Source organism: Pedobacter alpinus (genome assembly GCF_042684645.1).
GTDB classification, from domain to species: Bacteria; Bacteroidota; Bacteroidia; order Sphingobacteriales; family Sphingobacteriaceae; genus Pseudopedobacter; species Pseudopedobacter alpinus.
This window is the reverse complement of record NZ_JBHULV010000022.1, coordinates 96088-116102: the sequence shown is the minus strand read 5'-3', so window position 1 is coordinate 116102 and position 20015 is coordinate 96088. Positions and strand designations below refer to the sequence as shown.

Below are 20015 nucleotides of genomic sequence, written 5' to 3'. Positions count from 1 at the left end.
CAATACTCAAATCTCAGATAAAAATGAAAATAGAATTAAATAGATTAAACGACGCTGTACATTTTGAAGCAAAAGGCAGCGGAGAAGTAAAAGTTCATATAGATGGCTCTGAAGCTATTGGCGGACAAGGTTTGGGTGTGCGCCCAATGGAATTGGTTTTAATGGCTGTAGGTTCTTGCAGTGCCTTAGATTTAGTGAGCATTTTAAAGAAACAAAGACAAGAAATTACAGATTTTTCTATTGATGTAACTGGAGATAGAAGAGAGGAAATTCCCACAATATTCACAAAAATTCATATCTTATTCAAATTAAAAGGAACTATAGACAAAGCTAAAGCAGAGAAAGCTGCGGAATTAGCGGTTAAAAAATACTGTTCTGTACATGATATGTTGGTTTCTGGAGGTGTTGAGGTAACCTATACTATTGAAATTAATTAGAGAAGAGATGTAAGGTTTAAGGATTTGCTTAATTCTTTGATTAAAAATTATTTTGCCATCTTGTAAAAGTATTCAATCATTTAAAACTAAATCATTCAAAATTAATTAACACACTTGTTATCTAAAAAAACTAAATACGCCATTAGGGCATTAATTGCATTAGGAGAAGCTTTTGGTGGCGAACCACTGAATATTCTATCTATATCTCAAAAAGAAAAAATTCCCAAGAAGTTTTTGGAACAAATTCTTTTGGAAATGCGTAATGCTGGTTTTTTATATAGTAAAAAAGGTGCTGGTGGTGGTTATTCTTTATTAAAAAACCCCGCGGAAATTAATTTGGTACAAGTGATGCGGTTAACAGGTGGACCAATAGCACAATTACCTTGTGTAAGCTTAAATTTTTACCAGCGATGCGATGAATGTAAAGATGAAGAAAGTTGTGGGATTAGAGATACATTTAGAGATGTGAGAGATGCAACCTTAAAGATTCTTACAGAAACAACCATTGCTGATTTGATTAATAAGGAGAAAAATTTAGCAGAGAAAATGATCTCTCTATAAATTTTAAATATGCCGCTATTCGGCTTAATTTAACTTTTTATGCTATTGATGGATTAAGTTTGATTTTGCTTAAGGAGTTAAATTATCAATAATTGTATCATTAACATTAAAATAGGGTAGTGAAATAAAGTAAAAAATTATGCTGCTCTTTGCCTATTACAGCAAGAGCAGCATAAAATAAAAAATAGAAACTATTATTAAATGGTATTTGGCGTATAAACCTTTACAACACCATCTCCCTCGCTACTAATTACCAACAAGCTCTTTTTAGTAGGGCTATCTTTAGCAGGAATAAATAACACCCCTTCTGGCGCATCTCCACATTTTAAAAGTTGTAAAAACTTTGGTGCTGTTGGATTTGTAACATCATAAACAGCAACAGCATCAGCTCTTTCTAAACCTACAAATGCAATGTTTTTATTTCCAACTTTCCCAATAGCTATACCTTCTGGCTCAACTGATTTATCATCGCTACGTCCATCATCATAAACATTAGCTTCAATGGCTTTCTGGTCTAGTTCGTTTTTGCTATCAAATACAATTGCACCTGTATTGCCATTCCACACGCTAAAAGAACGAGCACCAAAAGAATAAAGTGCGTCTAAATCTCCATCATTATCAGTATCCCCTAAATTAGAAATTAAGTTTAAACGACCTATTTGTGCATCTGCTCTTAAAGTTGCAAAATCTGGAAAAATAGTAGGATCTAGCTTTAAATCCTTCATTCTTTTAACATCTGTTAAGCCAGTATATTCCCTTGCAACGCCTTCATTTGCAGTAAAAACGTACGGAGTTCCGTTATGGGTTAAAACAGCTTAAGCATCTGGCATATAAGTTCCTTTAATATTCCATTTTGCCAAAGCAATTTTACTGTCTCTATCACTGATATCCACTTCGTTACCAGCTAAATTATAATCTTTAAATCCTAAAGGAAATATATTGGTAATGGTTTTAGTTTCTAAATTAACTTTAGCAATTCCATTATTTTCTTGTAAGGTTATCCAAGCGGTTTTAGAGTCCTCTGAAATGGTTACATACTCAGGCTCAATGTCCTTTGCAAAATCTGCAACCGAAATCCTTAACCCTGCTGCAACTAAAGCAACTTTTTGAGTAGCAAATGATGCAAAATTTAAAGTTGTTACCGCATATCCATTTTCTACAGAAATAATAGAAACAGTACCTTCGGGATTGTTACTTAAATCGTCATTAGGTTCTCCTTCATTGGCTGTAACAATGTATTTTCCGTTTGGCGAAAAAGTAACCATATCCGGCATTGCACCAACTTCTACTACTTTTATTTCGCTATTATCGGTAGTATTAAGAACAACAACTTTTCCATTAGCTTGTTTATTGATAGCCTCTATAGCAGCAGCTATTTTGCCGTTACTTACCGCAACACTATTTACATAGCCACCGTAAGGTGAGGTGCTGATGGAGGATAGTGTTTTAATACTTGTTGGATTAGAAAAATCTAAGACATCAATTTTATTTTGAGTAGCATTATTAACCACAAAAAGTCTTTTCGTAATTGGATCATAAGCAGATATTTCTGCAGCACCAGTATCACCAATATCAATGGTTCCTATTTCAGCAAAAGTTGCTGCATCTTCATTAATAAAAAACTCTGGTTCGGTACTTTCTTTCTTGCATGCAGTAAATAATGCGAATGCCGTTAAAACAGTAAGTAATTTTAGTTTCATAATTTATTTTTTTGTGCGAATGTAAAGCAGTGAGTTTATCTCAATTTTACTTAAGCATTAATAAATTATCAAATTATAAAGCCTTGCAAATTCTTAATTTAACTTTGAGCATATTACCCCTTTTTATGGCAAAGTTTAACTAAACAAAATTTATTCAAGGTGTTAAACAAAAAAGACCTGCAATCTATTCAAGTGCAGGTCTTTTAATTTAGATTTAGAAAGCGCTAAAATATCGCCTTTGCAATATTGTAAGTTTGTTCTGGTTTACCCATGGTGTAAAAGTGCAGTACTGGCACACCAAAATCCATTAATTCTTTACATTGCTGTATCATAAATTCTGTACCTACTTGCTTAACATCTTTTGGGTTTTTACAATCTTGAATAGCCTCGCTTAAATCTTCTGGTAAGTCTATATGAAATATTTTAGGTAAGGCAACCAACTGCCCAATTGCACTAATTGGTTTTAAACCTGGAATAATAGGCACATTTATATCGTTTTCTCTACATTTTTTCACAAAATCAAAATACTTCTGATTATCAAAAAACATTTGCGTAACAATAAATTCGGCACCCATATCTACTTTCATCTTCAAGTATTTGAAATCTGTTTTCAAATTTGGAGCTTCAAAATGTTTTTCAGGATAACCAGCAACGCCTATACAAAAGTCGCTTTTAGCGCTAATCTCAATATCTTCGTGTAAAAACTTACCTGCATTATGATTTTTTACATGTTGTAAAAGATCTGTAGCATAATGATGTCCACCAGGAGTTGGTACAAAACCCGAATCTGCTTTTCTTGCATCTCCACGTAAAACCAAAACATTATCTATGCCTAAAAACTGTAAATCTATTAATGCGTTTTCGGTTTCTTCTTTGGTAAAACCACCACAAATTAAATGCGGAACAGCATCTACTCCATACTTATTAATAATGGCGGCACAAATTGCAATGGTACCAGGGCGTTTACGGTACGAAACTTTTTCTAATAGTCCGTTATCTTTCTGTTTATAGATATAATCTTCTCTTAAAGAAGTCACATCAATAAACGGTGGTTTAAACTCCATTAAGGGATCAATAGCATCGTAAATCCATTGGATGCTTTGCCCTTTCATTGGTGGCAAAAGTTCAAAAGAGAAAAGTGTTTTACCCTTTGCGTTTTTTATGTGATCTGTAATTTTCATTTTTTTAGGTGGTTGGGTGGCTAATTGGTTAGGTGGTTAGACTTTTTATAGTGGTTAGATAGTTTGTTTTAAATGGTAGACCACTCTATAGTCTATCCTTTAATTGCTTTTTCTCTATAATGTCTAATTAAACCATTAATCAATTTACCAACGCTTTCAATTTTTGCTAAAAAATCCTCAAGTTGATTTTCTGTAATATATTCTAAATCCTTTGAAATATATATTTGTGTTTCTAATTCATATAACCAACCAATTGCGATTGATAAAAAGTGCATTGTTTCTTTATCATGTTGTCTGCCACAACCCTCAGCAATATTTGATGGAACAGAAACTACACATCTTCTGATTTGTGAGATTATACCAAATTGTTCTGCTTTTGGAAAAGAGGCAGTTAGTTCGTAAACGCATGAGGCTAATGCCCTCGACTGTTTCCAAACATCTAAATCCGTATATTTCTGATAACCTGACATTTTCTATAGTTTGTTGGTTTGTTAGATGGTTAGTTTGCTAGACTTTTATAGTTTGTTGGCTTGTTAGACATTATATAATGTCAATATGCGATTTAATGTTCACACTAAATAAAGCCTAACCATCTAACAAACTAACCACCTAACCATCTAATACCCCAAATTCGGACCCATCCACCTTTCTACGGTTTCTATGTCCATTTCTTTACGTAATGCGTAATCTTCTATTTGATCTTTATTGATTTTACCTAAACCAAAATAACGAGATTCTGGGTTAGCGAAGTAAAAACCACTTACAGCTGCTGTTGGGTACATGGCGAAACTTTCGGTAATTTGCAATCCAATTTCTGTATCGGCTTTCAAAAGCTGCCATAAAGTGCCTTTTTCTGTATGATCTGGGCAAGCTGGATAACCCGGTGCAGGACGAATACCAACGTATTTTTCTTTAATCAAATCTTCGTTACCTAAAGTTTCCTCTTTATCATAACCCCAATAATCCTTACGCACCATTTCATGCAATTTCTCGGCAAAAGCTTCAGCTAATCTATCAGCTAAAGCTTTAGTCATAATGCTGTTGTAGTCATCGTAATTTTTCTCAAACTCGGCGACTAATTCATCACAACCATGTCCTGTTGTTACTGCAAAACCTCCAAAATAATCTTGTATTCCTGTTTCTTTTGGTACAATAAAATCTGATAATGCGTAATACGGTTCGCCTTTTGCTTTTTCTGCCTGTTGGCGGAGGGTATGGATGGTAGCCTCACCTCGACCCTCTCCAAGGTAGAGGGAGATGTCGTCGCCTACGGCATTTGCTGGCCAAAAACCAAAAACTGCTTTAGCGGTAAATAATTTCTCATCAACAATGCGTTTTAATAATTGTTGCGCATCATCAAATAACTTTTTGGCTTCGTCGCCTACAAATTTATCATCAAATATTTTTGGATAAGAACCTCTTAATTCCCACGTATGGAAAAAAGGAGTCCAATCTATATACGGCACTAATTCTTCTAAAGGATAATTATCAATCACTTTAGTACCTGTAAATTTAGGTTTAACAGGCGCTAAGTTTTCTAAATTGATTTGATACTTATTGGCTCTAGCTTGGGCAATGGTTAAAAAGTTCTTATCTACTTTCTTTCTATTGTAATTATCTCGAGTTTGTAAATAATCGTTTTTTAGAGTTTTAGTGTATTCGACTTTGGTTTCTTTATTTAATAAATTGCTACAAACACCCACGCTTCTAGATGCATCTAAAACATGAACAACCGCACCATGATAAAAAGGGTCAACTTTTACTGCGGTATGAATACGAGAAGTTGTTGCGCCACCAATTAATAAAGGGATGTCAAAGCCTTCACGTTCCATTTCTTTAGCAAAATGTACCATTTCATCTAAAGAAGGAGTAATTAAACCACTTAAACCAATAATATCTACATTGTGCTTTTTAGCTTCGTCAATAATTCTTGCTGCAGGAACCATTACACCGATGTCAATTACCTCGAAATTGTTGCAGGCTAAAACTACCCCAACAATATTTTTTCCGATATCATGAACATCGCCTTTTACAGTTGCCATTAATACTTTTCCGGCACTGCTGCTACTTCCAACAACTTTACCAGCTTCAATATAAGGCATTAAAATAGCTACAGCTTTTTTCATTACCCTTGCAGATTTTACTACCTGTGGTAAAAACATTTTCCCTTCGCCAAATAAATCACCCACAATGTTCATCCCGTCCATTAACGGACCTTCAATAACTTCAATCGGTTTTTCGTATTGCAAACGAGCTTCCTCAACATCCGTATCTAAATAATCTATAATTCCTTTAATTAAGGAATGAGATAAACGATTCTGAACAGTTCCGTTACGCCATTCTTCGCTTTTAACAGCAATTTTTCCTTTGTTTTTTACAGTTTCAGCATAATCCACCAAAATTTCTGTTGCATCTGGTCTTCGGTTTAGCAAAACATCTTCTACTTTCTCTAATAGCTCTTTTGGAATTTCCTCATAAACTTCTAACATTCCAGCATTCACAATCCCCATATCTAAACCCGCTTTAATGGCGTGGTATAAAAATGCAGAGTGCATAGCCTCACGAACGGTATTGTTTCCTCTAAAAGAGAAAGAAATATTAGAAACACCACCACTTACTTTAGCATAAGGAAGGTTTTCTTTGATCCAGCGGGTTGCATTTATAAAATCAACTGCATAGTTGTTATGCTCTTCTAATCCGGTGGCAACTGTTAAAATATTAGGATCGAAAATGATGTCTTGAGGAGGAAAACCCACCTCATTTACCAAAATATCATAAGAACGTTGGCAAATCTCTTTTCTACGTTCAAAATTATCGGCTTGGCCATCTTCGTCAAATGCCATTACTACTGTTGCAGCTCCGTATTGTTTAATTTTATGAGCGTATTCTTTAAATTTTTCTTCTCCCTCTTTTAATGATATAGAGTTCACAATTCCCTTACCTTGCAAACATTTTAAGCCCGCTTCAATCACTGTCCATTTAGAAGAATCTACCATGATAGGCAGTTTAGAAATATCAGGCTCTGATGCAATCAAGTTTAGGAATTTGGTCATTGCAGCTTCAGAATCAAGCATACCTTCATCCATATTTACATCAATAACCTGTGCACCACCTTCTACTTGCTGACGAGCAATTGATAAAGCGCTATCAAAATCGCCACTTAAAATAAGTTTGGCAAATTTTGGAGAACCGGTAACGTTAGTACGTTCGCCCACGTTTACAAACATGGTATCAGGCTTTATAACAACAGCTTCTAAGCCAGATAAACGCATAAATGGTTCAATTTCTGGTATTTCTCTTGGCGGATATTTAGCCGCTATAGTTGCCATTGCTTTAATGTGCTGAGGCGTTGTGCCGCAACAGCCACCAATAATATTTATAAAACCAGAAGCCATAAAATCTTCTACCAAAACTCCAGTTTCTCTTGCAGTTTCATCGTACTCACCAAACTCGTTAGGTAAGCCCGCATTTGGGTAAGCAGAAACAAACATTTCTGATTTTGCAGAAAGCTCTTCAATATGCGGACGCATATCTTTTGCACCTAAAGCACAGTTTAATCCGATAGATAATAAATCGCCATGACGCATTGAATTTAAAAAAGCTTCAACCGTTTGCCCAGATAAAGTTCTTCCAGATGCATCGGTAATGGTACCGGAGATCATGATGGAGAGCCTCACCCTCGGTCCCTCTCCGAAGGAGAGGGATGCCTGTCCTTGTTGATAAACTGAGGACGATAAGTTGGAAGGAAGCTCTTCTGAGTTCTTTATTTTATCATTGAGTTCTGCTTCATACCTTTTAATCGCAAAAATTGCGGCTTTGGCATTTAAAGTATCAAAAATGGTTTCTACCAACAATAAATCAGAACCACCATCTACTAAACCACGCACTTGTTCATAGTAAGCTTCTTCTAATTGCTCAAAAGAAATGGCTCTATAACCTGGATCGTTTACATCTGGCGACATAGACAAAGTACGGTTGGTTGGACCAACTGCACCAGCCACAAAACGAGGTTTATCAGGATTTTTTAATGTATATTCTGTAGCAATTTCTTTCGCAATTTTTGCACCCTCAAAACTCAATTCGTACGATAAATCTTCCATTCCATAATCGGCCATGGAAATACGTTGCGTACTAAAAGTATTTGTTTCAATAATATCTGCTCCAGCATCTAAATATTCGGCATGAACTGCCTTTATCACATCTGGACGAGTGATATTCAATAAATCATTATTACCCTTTACATCAGATGGGTGATCTTTAAAACGTTCTCCACGGAAATCTTCTTCAGTTAACTTGTAGCGCTGAATCATGGTTCCCATTGCACCATCTATAACTAATATTCGTTTTTGTAATTCTTTTCTGATATCCATATTTTTTATTAGATATGAGAAGTGAGATAGGAGATATGAGACTTTGCAAGATTGCAAAAAAGCTTTCTTTCAAATCTTCCCAAAAGGATGCCTATGGCACAAATCAATATTCTCAAATCTTTTATCGAGAAACATAATGAAGACAAAAAAGATTGCCACAAAGCATTCTCTCAAATCTCGTATCTGTAATCTCAAATCTTTAAAAGCTTAGAAGAAAAGTCGGGGTAGGTAATTAGGACTTCAACTTATCTTTTCCGTCTGCTAGTTAGCTAGTGTCCGAATAGAATTTAGCACCTTGTTTGCACAGGTTGCTAAGACTTCGCAGGGTCTAATCCCTCCGTCTTTCTTTATAAGCGATGCAAAAGTCGTGATATTTTTAATCAAAAACAAATTTCCTTTCCTTGAGAAAATGGTAAAAATCAATTAAAAAATACAGATCTGTTATTTAGAATTATTATAAATAAAATTTGAATGTTTATTTAATAGCTCTATATTTGCATTGTTTATAATTAGTCTAAATAAAAATTATGTTTAAAAAAGTAAATGCTTGGCTACATTTATGGTTAGGAATTAGTTCGGGGATTATTGTAGTTATTGTTAGTATAACCGGTTGCATTTATGTGTTTGAAAATGAAATAAGGGGTTTATATGAACCTTGGCGCTTTGTTAAAGTACAAAACAAAACATTTGTTAAACCATCGGAATTATTAGCTGCTGCATCACCTTTTTTAAAAGATCAAAAACCAACTAGTATTATTTATAATCCTAAAGGAGAGTCTTCAGAAGTAGCTTCTTATAATAGAAAAGAGGGAAGCTTTATTAATATCTATGTTAATCCATATACAGCTAATGTATTAAAGGTAAAATCTGGAAGCAGGAGAAACTCAGAATTTGATTTTTTCAGATTTATATTAAACGGACACCGAGCTTTATGGCTACCTTATCCTATTGGCAGACCCATAGTTGGTGTTGGCGTACTTATTTTTGTTTTTCTTTTAATCTCGGGCCTTATTTTATGGTGGCCTAAAAAACTCAACAAGTCAAATATCAATAAAAGCTTTAAAATTAATTGGGGAGCAAAGTTTAAACGAGTAAATTATGATTTCCATAATGTTTTGGGTTTTTATAGTATGATTTTCTTATTATTTATCTCTTTAACTGGATTGGTCTGGAGTTTCGAGTGGTTTAGTAAATCCCTTTATTGGGTAACTACGGGCGGGAACACTTTGGTAGAAAGAAATCGATTAAAATCAGATACTACTAATTTAAGTGATTTTCAAACATCGAACATAGATAAAGTTTGGTTTTCACTCAGCAAAAAACCTAACGAAGGGATGTATATTACGGTACCTAAAAAACCTGCTGATGTTTTAGGTGCAACTTTATATTTAAGATCTGGGACATATTATAAAACAGATGTTTACAGTTTTGATCAAAAAACATTAAAACCTTTAAAATCATCTGGTCCTTTTGCAGGAAAATATGATCAAGCAAGTATTGGTGATAAATTAAGAAGGATGAATTATGACATTCATATTGGTGCTATTTTAGGAATTCCAGGTAAAATCATCGCTTTTTTAGTCAGCCTGATTTCAGCAAGTTTGCCTATTACAGGTTTCGTTATTTGGTGGGGTAAAAACAAAAAAAGCAAAAGAAAGACTAAAAATCACAAGGATGAAAGGTTAAAAGCAATATCGGAAGAGCAATTAAACATCAAACATACTCCTCCAATAAAAAGAAGAAACGTAGCCATCACTCAATTAAATATTAACAAACAATAATTACATGAAAAACCTTAAACACATTTTATTCACCTTATTAATTACCATTGCAACTCAGCAGCTATTTGCCCATGCATTATGGATAGAAACAAAATCGACTGGAAAAATTGGTCAAACCCAAGAAGTTAAAATTTTTTACGGTGAATTTGTTACCAACGAAAAAGATTCAGTTGCTAAGTGGTTTTCTGATGTTAAAGAATTCTCTTTATGGCTAACATCTCCAGGAAAAGGAAAAATTAAACTAAATACGACCGCCGGTGCTAATTTTTACAGCGCTTATTTTACCCCAGAAAAAGATGGTGTTTATATCTTAAGTGTTGTACATGAGCCTAAAGAACTAGGTGGCACAACAAAATATGAGTTTTCATCATTAGCTACAGTTGCTGTTGGAAAAACTAGTGCAATAAATACTTCTGAAGTTTCGAATGCAATTTACACTTCTGTTAGTGATTCTAAAATTTACAATGCAGACGTACCCGTAAAAATTAAAGCAGTTTTAAACGGAAAACCCTTAGCAAACAAAAATATTTCTGTTTTTTCTCCGGAAGGATGGAGTAAAGAATATACTACTGACAAAAACGGTGAGATTGAATTTTCTCCATTATGGGCTGGTAGATATATTTTAGAAATAAGTAATTACGAAAAAACAAGTGGCGAACATCATAATAAAAACTACACTGCTTTTTGGCAATGTGGTACATCAACTTTCGAAGTCAAATAAAAAATATTAAGTCCTGTTTGCTCTTGCTGGTTGCTGAGAGCATTCAGTCACAAATTATAAAATGATTTTAGAACGGCAATTTTAAAATCATTTTAAAAAACCGTACGGCGGCAACCGTACGGCTAAATAACCGCTGCAAAGCGGCATCCTTTAACCTGAAAATTAAATTAATGCAAATTAAAAAAAATTTGCTGATTGGAGCATTTTGTTTATTCCAATCATTTTTATTCGCTCAAAATAAGTCGGCTCAAATTACTGGTAAAGTAGTTGATCCAGACGGATATCCTATTCCAGGGGCGTTGATAAAACTTCAAAACACAAATCAAACTTCGATAACAGATGTTGATGGATCTTTCCTATTGCAAAAACTAGCAGCCGGAAAGCATCTGTTAAAAATTTCATCCGTGGGGATGATTCCTCAACAAAAAGAAATTACCATTAAAGCTGGAGAATCCCAAACGTTAACCATCAAACTGGCAGAAAATATACAACAATTAGAAACCATTGAAGTTTTTGGCAGAACTGAAACCCAAGAAGTTAACAGACAGGCATTTAATGTTACCGCTATTGATGCTAAAAAACTTTACAATACTACGTTAGATATTTCAAGCGCTCTAGATAGGGTTGCGGGAGTACGAGTGAGAGAATCTGGTGGTGTAGGATCTAATTTTGACCTTTCAATCAATGGGTTCTCAGGTAATAATGTAAGGTATTTTATTGATGGAATTCCAATGGATAATTTTGGGTCATCTTTCCAAATCAATAACATTCCCATAAATATTGCAGAGCGAATTGAAGTTTACAAAGGCGTTGTTCCCATTTGGCTAGGCTCTGATGCATTAGGCGGAGCTGTTAATATTGTAACAGCAAATCGTCAGAAAAACTATGTAGATGTATCATATTCTTACGGTTCTTTTAATACACATAGAAGCGTAATTAATACGGCTATAACATCAAAAAAAGGTCTTACTTTTCAATTAAATGCTTTCCAGAATTATTCGGATAATAACTACAAAGTTCAGGTAGAAGCTTCTAACAACTATACTGGAGCTTACGCCCCATCCGCCACTTTAAGAAGATTCCATGACACCTATCATAACGAAGCATTAATTGCAAATGTTGGTGTAACTAATAAAAGTTATGCTGATAGACTCCTTTTTGGAATTACACTAGGACAGAATTATAAAGAAATCCAAACAGGCGCAAGAATGGCTTCTGTTTTTGGGGGTTGGCACCGAAGAGGCAACATCATTATGCCCACCTTAAAATATAAAAAAGACGATTTAATTAAAGGCTTAAGTGTAGCTATAAACGCCAACTACAATTTTGGTAGCGAAAGAAACATTGATACCATGAATGTCCGGTTCGATTGGTACGGCAATAGTAAACCTAATGGTTCTAGCGGAGAGCGTTCTCGCAGTTTGTACAAATACAACAACAATAATGGTCTAGCTACTGCTATGGTTAGCTATAAAGTTAATGAAAATAGCTCCTTAGCTTTAAGTAATAACTTTAGCACTTTTGATCGAAAAGGAAATGACCCTTTAAATTCCGCAAATAACGAAACACCTAGAAAAACCAATAAAAATGTTTTAGGCATTGGCTATACTTTTGCCATTGAAGATATTTGGAGTGTTAACACTTTTGCTAAATACTATTATCAAGTTACTACAATTGGCAATTTAGCCAATAGAACAACCAATATTGATAAGTTAGGATATGGTGCTGCCTTTAACTACTTTATCAATAAAAATTTACAAATAAGAACTTCTTATGAGCTAACCAATAGACTACCAGAGGCTATTGAAATATTTGGCGATGTAGAAAATCAAGAAGGAAATCCGAATCTTAAACCCCAAGAGAGCGATAATATTAATATTGGGGTAATCTATAATTTCGCTATTAATAAAGGCAATTCTTTTTCTGTTAATGTAAATGGTGCTTACCGTTACGCAACAGATTTTATTTACACCAGGCTGAATCAAAATCAATCTAAAGTTGTTGCAGACAATAGAGATGGTGTAAATACTTGGGCGGTAGATGCGGAACTAAGATATACGCATAAGCAATGGTTAAATGCTGGTTTTACATTAACATACCAATACCTAAAAAATCTTCAAAAATTTGAGATAGACCCCAGTACAGGGCAATATTACTCTATGCAAAGCTTATTGTATTTAAATCAAATGCCAAATATTCCTTTTCTATTTGGAAATTTTGATGCCACCGCAACAATAAAAAATATTGGAAATAATGGCAGCAACTTAAGCTTTGGGACAAATTTATTGTACATAAACAATTTTTACTTGTACTGGCCAGCATACGGAGGGGTTAAAGGTAAATATGGCATTCCATTGCAAGTTGCATTAGATGCCAATGTTGTTTACAGTTTAGCAAACGGCAAGTATAATATAGGTTTAGAAGCAAAAAACATTACTGATGTTTTAATGTACGATAATTTCAGTCTTCAAAAACCTAGCAGAGGCTTTTACTTAAACCTCAGATATTTCATTAGCAAAAAATAAATCCTCATAAATAATAATCTTAATTAAAAATAACATGAAAACTACAATTACAAAGACTCTTGCAGCAATCGCATTAGTAACAACATTAGCTTCTTGCGCTAAAGAAGATGGAGTTAAAAATCCAGGAAATTTTATTTTAGCGGTTACTCCAACAGCATCTACTGGCGTAGCAGATTATTTAGTTACTGCTGGAAGTTTAGATACCGGTAAAGTTTCTATTTTAGGCAATGGAGTAGAACAAGACGGTACCTATCGTTATTATTTGACCACCAATAATAAATTTTTCAGCATGTTATATGGTCAAGGTAACCCTGGCGCCGTAACCGCATATAGTATTCAAAATGGAGATTTAACTAAAATCTCAAATTTTCAAACCGAAACTGTTCAGGCTTTTGCACCTGTAAATTCAGATATCTTATTAACTAAAGTACCAAGATCAATTAATTCTGCGGGAACATACTATACTTATTATCAAGTGAATACAAATACGTTACAAATTGCTAAAGAAGGTACTTTAGATGCAATGGCTCCAGGTAATAATGGAGAGATTGCTCATTTTAGTTGGTTGCAACAAGTAGGGAATAAAGTTTATGCTCCGTTTTTCAGTATTAAAGCAAATAACTTTAGCTCTGCTTATCATGATCAAGCTTGGATAGCTGTTTACTCTTATCCAGATATGACTTTAGAAAAAACTATTAAAGATGACCGCACCAGTTTTATAGGAAGATACTTTACGAATGGGTTAGGGGTAGTAGAAAATGGAGATGTTTATGCTTTTTCTAGTTCTGTAGCTACAGACCGTATTACAAATAGTGATGCGACAACTACTACTATTTATACAGATACTAAGCCAGCTGCAATCACCAGAATTAAAGCTGGAACTACTGAATTTGACCAAAGCTATTATTTTAATATAGAAGCTGCTTCAGGAAATTACTATGTTACTAATTGGATTTATATTGGTGCAAATAAATTTGTTGCTCACATTCAACCTAAAGCTGAAAAAGGTGCATATACTGCGGGTAAAGAATTAGCGATTGTTGACGTTGCTTCAAAAACCGTAACTAAAGTAACTGGTTTACCCGCGAAAGCAGAAATTAGCGCTTTAACAGTAAATAATTATACCCCCAAAGATGGCAGAACCGCGTACATTGGTTTAAACCTTGTAAATACAGAATGCTATGTTTACAAAATTGATGCTGCTAACGCAACAGCATCCAAAGGCTTGAAAGTTGAAGGTGGTAAAATAACCGCAGTTCAGCATTTAGATTAGAAACAACTAAGTCTGCATTTCCTAATAAATGGGAAATGCAGACTTTTAAAAACACTTCTAACATGTGTCAAAAAATCACATTAAGTAGAAAAGGAGCAGCTCATATTAGCTATTGTGCGCAATGTAAGTTCATTTACATCTGGCATAACAACCTTATGCTCATCTTTTCTCTTCCTCAATTCAAATCTTTCAAAAAATACACAGAAAGTCCAAATTTTAATGAAGATTTTTACAGCTTTCCTGATGGAGAAAATAGATTGATTTTACGTACTCCAAACTCAGATATTTGCTTTTCATTTACAGAAGATGAATGGACAAATTTTTATGCCGCAATGGAAGAAGCAGAGTACATGCAAGGAGTTTATCAACTTATATATTAAAAAGTATTTAAGCAAAAAAGGTTGCTCCATTTAAATGAAACAACCTTAAATAATTATTTAAAGATAATTAGCCTTTTAAATGAACCATTAACTCATGCACCTTTACATTTAAACCTTGTGCAATACCCATTCCCAAGTCTTCATCAACCCTAAAGCAGTAACAAAGCTGGCAACCAATAAATAAATCTCTTTTTTTTACCAGTAATTAAGCACATTACTCCAACAATATGATTAATGGTGTTTTGCTTTTGTTCAACATTTATTACTTTTCTAAAAAGGACCCCAGGTTGGCTTTAATGGTAAGATGTACCCTATTACTCATTAAAATCAATACTAGCTGTAAACTTTCCTAGTTAAACCACCAATAATTCCACATCATAATTGGGCTTTTCATATTAGTTAAAGGGTTCTTTTCTGAGAACGTATAAAATTACCAAATTTTAAAAAATAAGATTTCTTGCACTATAATTGAATTAGATAAATGATTATATTTAAACAATGGATGAAACTTCTACTACCCCCAAAAAAAAGCACAAAACAATAAAATGGATTTTCGCATTATTAGGCATAATTACAATTATTGCTTTAGGTGCCGCTTGGTACATCAATAAAAAATGGAAACCTTTACTTACAAATGCGATTCAGAACACCCTTATAGATGCTAGTGATAGCTTATATACAGTAAAATTTTCTGATATTAAAGTAAATATTTTGGTAGGTAATGTTACTGTTGATAGTATTGAATTGATTCCTAATTTAGATGTTTATGATAAACTTAAGGCAAAAAGAATTGCGCCAGAAAACATCTTTCGTTTAAAAATATACAAACTCTCTCTTAAAAACATCAAACCATTTAAAGTTTACAGAGAGAAAAAGTTAGATATTAAAAATATTACTTTACAAAACCCAGAGTTAACTGTCTTTTATACTAAACTTAAAAATCAGATTCAGAAAAAAGAAGATAACAGAACACCCTATCAGCGTATAAAAAATACGTTGAAAGAGTTAAAAATTACCAGTATATTTTTAACAGATGTTAAGTTCAAATACGTTGATCAATCTTATGAGAAACCTAAAATTACTTCGTTTGATCAAATGAATATCAGGTTAAACGATATTTTGATTGATTCTTTAGCGCAATATGATAGCACCAGAATTTTTAGTACTAAAGATATTATTGCAGAAATTAACAACTACTCTTATGCTACACCAGATTCAATGTATAAAATTAACATAAAACATGCATTTGTATCTTCTCAAAACAAACAGTTTAAAATTGGTGGTATTGCCCTTGAACCAAGGTTAAAAGAAATGGCTTTTACAAACAGTTTTAAAAGACAGCAAGAACGTTATAAATTATCTTTTGATTCTGTTTTGGTTAATAACATAGATTTTAACCAATTAATAGATAAAAGAACAATTAAATCTTCTAAAGTTTCTTTACTAAACGGAAACTTAGCCGTATTCTTAGATAGAGGCAAACCTGCTAAACTGATTGATAAGGGCAAAAATTTCCCGCATTTAGCTTTAAGAAGAATTAACTGGGATATAATAGCAGATACCATTGTTATTAAGAACACAAATATATCTTACGCAGAATATAATCCTAAAACAGAAGCTAAAGGCACTTTGTATCTCAAAAATTTAAACGGTCGCATTTTTAATATCACTAATGATTCTTTAGCATTAACTAAAAACGGTTTTGCGAATGCCTATTTGCAAACTTATTTAATGGGTAAAGGTAAATTAGATATAAATATTAGATTTAATTTAACAGATGCTAAGGGTGGCTTTTCTTACAAAGGAACGCTAGGTAGTATGGATATGACAGTTCTTAACTCCCTAACAAAACCTTTAGCTATGCTGAGTACAAACACCGGTAAAGTAAACAGTATGGAGTTTGACATAAAAGGGAATGTTGATGGAGCTAAAGGGAAAGTAATTTTGAGGTACGAGGATTTAAACATTTCTATCATGAAAAAAGATGATGAAAATGATAAACTCAAAAAATCTGGTTTAGTATCTTTAATAGCAAATGCTTTGTTGGTAGATAATGCTAACCCAAAAGGGAAAGACCCATTAAAAGTTGCATATCCATCTTACTCCAGACCTAAAGAAGGTTCTTTTTTTAATTTAATGTGGAAAACTATTTTTGAAGGACTTAAGGTTAATGTAGGTATTACTAAAGAAAGAGAAGATAATCTGAAAAAAAGAGCAGATAACTTTTCACAAGCTAAAGCCGATAGAGAAGAGCGAAAAGAAAAACGAATTAAAAGACGAGAAGAAAGAAAAAATAAATAGATGATAAAAATAAATCATAATTACGGCAAATATTTTGGGTTGTTCCTTTGCGGAGCATTTTTAATTTCTGCTTGTTCAGAAAAAATCACTAACGGGTTAACAGTTGCTACAAGCCTTAAAAAGTTAAGTATTGAAGAAAAAAACTTAGAAAGAATTGATAGTTTATTAGCAACAGCATTAATAAATAATTGGATGGCTGGTGCTACCGCATTGGTAGCGGTTGATGGAAAAATTATTTATGGCAAAGGTTTTGGCTTTAGGGATAGAGAAAGTAAAGCGATGATGCGCCCAATGGATGAGTTTAGAATTGCTTCTATGACAAAACCAATTGTAACCGCTGCTGCAATGAAGTTGATTGAAGAAGGTAAATTAAACCTGCAAGACCCAGTTTCAAAATTTATACCCGAGTTTAAAAACCCAAAAGTTTTAGCCACATTTAATGCAAAAGATACTACCTACACAACAGTTGATGCAAAAAAAGAAATCACAATTGAAGATTTAATGACGCATACTTCTGGTATTGGATATGGTTTTGCAGACCCAAGATTAGCTTTAATTTACAAGAAAAATGGCATTCCTGATTTAGCTTTAGCAGATAGTGTTAAAGTTTTAGATAAAATGAAAAAACTAGGTACTTTACCTCTAGGTGTTCAGCCAAATTCTCGGTTTTATTATGGTTTAAGTACAGATGTTTTAGGAGCTGTAATTGAAGTAGCAAGTGGTAAGAACTTAGGCGAATATGTAAATGAAGTGATATTAAAACCTTTAGGGATGCTTAATACCTATTTCTTTTTACCAGCAGATAAACCAAACAGATTAGCTGTTATGTATGGCGAAACAACAACAGGTAGGTTAGAACGTTTGCCAATTGTTAGCCGAGGTTATAATGTAAATTTCCCTGTTACAGGAGCAAAAACATATTATTCTGGCGGTTCTGGCTTATCTTCTACCATTGAGGATTATGCTAAATTTTGCCAAATGATATTAAACAACGGCAGCTTTGATGGCAAACAAATTTTAAGTGCCATATCTGTTAAAGAAATGACCACCAACCAAATTGGAGACTTAGAAGTAAGTAAAAATAAATTTGGCTTAGGTTTTCAAATTGCAACTGCCGAAGGCTTAAAAAACGGTGCTAAAGTTGGCAAATTAAACTGGGGTGGTGCATTTAATACCATGTTTTGGATTGATCCTGAAAGAAAATCTATTGCTATATTAATGACCCAAGTTTACCCTGCAATACATAAAAACGAATTGTTTAACCAGTTTGAACAACTAGTTAATGATGCTTTGGATAGAAAGCCTACGAAAAAATAAAAATATTAAATCAGGTTAAGCAATTGCTTAACCTGATTTTTTACAATTAGTCAAAATCCATCATCCTTAATATTTTTCTCTATTACCTCGCCATATTTGCCAACTATATCTTTAATATCAGCAGTTTTACCTATAAACAAAAACTGTAATTGGTTATTAGGGAAGTATTTAGCAATAATTTCTTTTGATTTAGCTGTTGTTAAACCATCAACATTTGTTTCAAAGTTATTGATATAACTTTCATCAAAACCGTACCAAAACATTTGTGTTAATAACGAAGCTAACTGTCCGGCTGTTTCATAATCTGGAGGAAACTGACCTTTCACATAGTTTTTAGCAGATGTTAAAGTTTCTTCATCAATTCCTTTTTCTTTGAGTTTCTGTAAAACCTCTAAAGCTTTATCAATTGTAGGTTGTGTTGTTTTGGTGGCTGTAAATGTTGAAACATAAAAGGTTCCCCCATTTTTTAAAGACGAAAAACTACTTCTAGCACCATAAGTTAAACCCGAATTTACCCTTAGCTCATCATTTAGCCAAGATGTAAATCTACCTCCCAAAACCGTATTTATTACTTGTATAGCCACTTCATCTGAGTTGTTTTTACTAATCCCTTTACCGCCAATAAACATAGTTGTTTCTCGGGCATCATCTTTATTAACCAACAAAACTCTGGCCTTTGAGGGCAATGCTGGTACAGCAGCAATTTGAATGTTATTATCTTTTCCTTTTTTCCAATCCGCAAAAAGTTTGGTGATTTTATCTTGCATTTGCTTACTACTAAAATCGCCAACTATGGCTATGGCCGCGTGGTTTGGCTGGTAGTTCTTCGCGTAAAATACCTTTAAGTCCTCAACATTAATATCAGTAATGGTACTTACTTTACCCGATGTTGGGTTACCATAGGGGTGCGCTCCGTAGATAAATTGATCCCAAAAATTTTGAATCACGTTTCTTGGGCTTTCTGTAGCCCTTTGTAACTGTTGTATGCCTCTGGCCTTTTCTTTTTCAAACTCGTCCTTATTAAAAACAGGAGTTGTTAAAACCTCTTTTAAAATGCTGAGTACTTGGTCTTGGTCTTTCTTAGCAAATTTAGCAGATAAGCCCGCTGATTCTTTATTGACATAAGTATTTAAAGAAGCTCCTAAAAAGTCTAAATTTTCTTCAATTTGAGATTTAGTAAAACTTTTAGTTCCGTACATTAACCCGTCAGCAGTTAAAGCAGCCAAACCATTTTGTGCACCGTCATAAACAGCACCAGCAGGTAATACAGCAGATACACTAATGGTAGGCACTTCATGTTGCTCCATTAAATACACAGTTAAACCATTTTTTAAAGTAAACTTCTGATAGGCGGGCAACTTAAAGTTTCCCTGCGCTTGAGTTATAAATGCCGATGCTATTAAAGCAAAAAGCAGTGTTATTGAAAATATTTTCTGCATGTTTTTTTATTTTAATTGATTATCGAGAT

13 protein-coding genes, 1 pseudogene and 1 riboswitch are annotated in these 20015 nt (G+C 33.6%); of the genes and pseudogenes, 9 read left to right on the top strand and 5 right to left on the bottom strand.

What is annotated here, in order from left to right:
* Positions 1 to 23 precede the first annotated feature (23 nt).
* Together ACFSSE_RS07045 and ACFSSE_RS07040 are read left to right on the top strand one after the other, a co-directional pair.
* A complete protein-coding gene (locus ACFSSE_RS07045) occupies positions 24 to 437 on the top strand; it encodes an OsmC family protein (protein WP_379043031.1) in 414 nt (137 codons plus the stop codon).
* A 114-nt stretch (positions 438 to 551) separates the two neighbouring features.
* Positions 552 to 998: an RrF2 family transcriptional regulator gene (locus ACFSSE_RS07040; RefSeq protein ID WP_379043028.1), complete on the top strand. Its 447-nt coding sequence runs from the start codon at positions 552 to 554 to the stop codon at positions 996 to 998.
* A gap of 197 nt (positions 999 to 1195) precedes the next feature.
* On the opposite strand, the pseudogene ACFSSE_RS07035 reads toward ACFSSE_RS07040, so the two are convergent.
* From ACFSSE_RS07035 to metH, 4 genes and pseudogenes are all read right to left on the bottom strand, one after another.
* Positions 1196 to 2698, bottom strand: a pseudogene (locus ACFSSE_RS07035) (choice-of-anchor I family protein).
* 224 nt (positions 2699 to 2922) lie between these two features.
* A complete protein-coding gene (gene metF / locus ACFSSE_RS07030) occupies positions 2923 to 3879 on the bottom strand; it encodes a methylenetetrahydrofolate reductase [NAD(P)H] (RefSeq protein WP_379043025.1) in 957 nt (318 codons plus the stop codon).
* Positions 3880 to 3971: 92 nt separating this feature from the next.
* The gene (locus ACFSSE_RS07025) at positions 3972 to 4349 is read right to left on the bottom strand and encodes a four helix bundle protein (RefSeq protein WP_379043022.1); all 378 of its coding nucleotides are present in this window, start codon (positions 4347 to 4349) and stop codon (positions 3972 to 3974) included.
* Between the two features lie 147 nt (positions 4350 to 4496).
* Positions 4497 to 8249 carry a methionine synthase gene (gene metH, locus ACFSSE_RS07020; RefSeq protein ID WP_379043019.1) on the bottom strand — a complete coding sequence of 1251 codons (3753 nt, stop codon included), beginning with the start codon at positions 8247 to 8249 and terminating at the stop codon, positions 4497 to 4499.
* A 242-nt stretch (positions 8250 to 8491) separates the two neighbouring features.
* Positions 8492 to 8605: riboswitch (SAM riboswitch) on the bottom strand.
* A gap of 171 nt (positions 8606 to 8776) precedes the next feature.
* Here metH and ACFSSE_RS07015 point away from each other — a divergent pair.
* The 7 genes from ACFSSE_RS07015 (at position 8777) to ACFSSE_RS06985 (ending at position 18547) form a co-directional block, all read left to right on the top strand.
* A complete protein-coding gene (locus ACFSSE_RS07015; protein WP_379043016.1) occupies positions 8777 to 10030 on the top strand; it encodes a PepSY-associated TM helix domain-containing protein in 1254 nt (417 codons plus the stop codon).
* A 4-nt stretch (positions 10031 to 10034) separates the two neighbouring features.
* On the top strand, positions 10035 to 10751 hold the full coding sequence (locus ACFSSE_RS07010) for a DUF4198 domain-containing protein (protein WP_379043013.1): 717 nt from the start codon (positions 10035 to 10037) through the stop codon (positions 10749 to 10751).
* A 170-nt stretch (positions 10752 to 10921) separates the two neighbouring features.
* The gene (locus tag ACFSSE_RS07005; protein ID WP_379043010.1) at positions 10922 to 13276 is read left to right on the top strand and encodes a TonB-dependent receptor; all 2355 of its coding nucleotides are present in this window, start codon (positions 10922 to 10924) and stop codon (positions 13274 to 13276) included.
* Positions 13277 to 13310: 34 nt separating this feature from the next.
* Complete coding sequence (locus tag ACFSSE_RS07000; protein WP_379043007.1) at positions 13311 to 14549, top strand: DUF4374 domain-containing protein; 1239 nt, start codon at positions 13311 to 13313, stop codon at positions 14547 to 14549.
* Positions 14550 to 14611: 62 nt separating this feature from the next.
* Entirely contained in the window at positions 14612 to 14929 is a 318-nt protein-coding gene (locus ACFSSE_RS06995; RefSeq protein ID WP_379043004.1) for a DUF6686 family protein, read from the top strand.
* 498 nt (positions 14930 to 15427) lie between these two features.
* Positions 15428 to 17230, top strand: a complete 1803-nt coding sequence (locus tag ACFSSE_RS06990) for a hypothetical protein (protein ID WP_379043001.1) — start codon at positions 15428 to 15430, stop codon at positions 17228 to 17230.
* Positions 17231 to 18547: a serine hydrolase domain-containing protein gene (locus ACFSSE_RS06985; RefSeq protein WP_379042998.1), complete on the top strand. Its 1317-nt coding sequence runs from the start codon at positions 17231 to 17233 to the stop codon at positions 18545 to 18547. It abuts the gene before it with no gap.
* A gap of 50 nt (positions 18548 to 18597) precedes the next feature.
* Here the strand turns inward: ACFSSE_RS06985 and ACFSSE_RS06980 are convergent, their stop codons facing one another.
* Positions 18598 to 19986 (bottom strand): M16 family metallopeptidase, encoded by a 1389-nt coding sequence (locus ACFSSE_RS06980; RefSeq protein WP_379042995.1) that lies wholly within the window; start codon positions 19984 to 19986, stop codon positions 18598 to 18600.
* Positions 19987 to 20015: the final 29 nt, after the last annotated feature.

Coding starts and splice junctions, on each gene's coding strand:
- ACFSSE_RS07045 (WP_379043031.1), top strand. CDS start 24: ATGAAAATAGAATTAAATAGATTAAACGACGCTGTACATTTTGAAGCA.
- metF (WP_379043025.1), bottom strand. CDS start 3,879: ATGAAAATTACAGATCACATAAAAAACGCAAAGGGTAAAACACTTTTC.
- ACFSSE_RS07025 (WP_379043022.1), bottom strand. CDS start 4,349: ATGTCAGGTTATCAGAAATATACGGATTTAGATGTTTGGAAACAGTCG.
- metH (WP_379043019.1), bottom strand. CDS start 8,249: ATGGATATCAGAAAAGAATTACAAAAACGAATATTAGTTATAGATGGT.
- ACFSSE_RS07015 (WP_379043016.1), top strand. CDS start 8,777: ATGTTTAAAAAAGTAAATGCTTGGCTACATTTATGGTTAGGAATTAGT.
- ACFSSE_RS07010 (WP_379043013.1), top strand. CDS start 10,035: ATGAAAAACCTTAAACACATTTTATTCACCTTATTAATTACCATTGCA.
- ACFSSE_RS07005 (WP_379043010.1), top strand. CDS start 10,922: ATGCAAATTAAAAAAAATTTGCTGATTGGAGCATTTTGTTTATTCCAA.
- ACFSSE_RS07000 (WP_379043007.1), top strand. CDS start 13,311: ATGAAAACTACAATTACAAAGACTCTTGCAGCAATCGCATTAGTAACA.
- ACFSSE_RS06995 (WP_379043004.1), top strand. CDS start 14,612: ATGTGTCAAAAAATCACATTAAGTAGAAAAGGAGCAGCTCATATTAGC.
- ACFSSE_RS06990 (WP_379043001.1), top strand. CDS start 15,428: ATGGATGAAACTTCTACTACCCCCAAAAAAAAGCACAAAACAATAAAA.
- ACFSSE_RS06985 (WP_379042998.1), top strand. CDS start 17,231: ATGATAAAAATAAATCATAATTACGGCAAATATTTTGGGTTGTTCCTT.
- ACFSSE_RS06980 (WP_379042995.1), bottom strand. CDS start 19,986: ATGCAGAAAATATTTTCAATAACACTGCTTTTTGCTTTAATAGCATCG.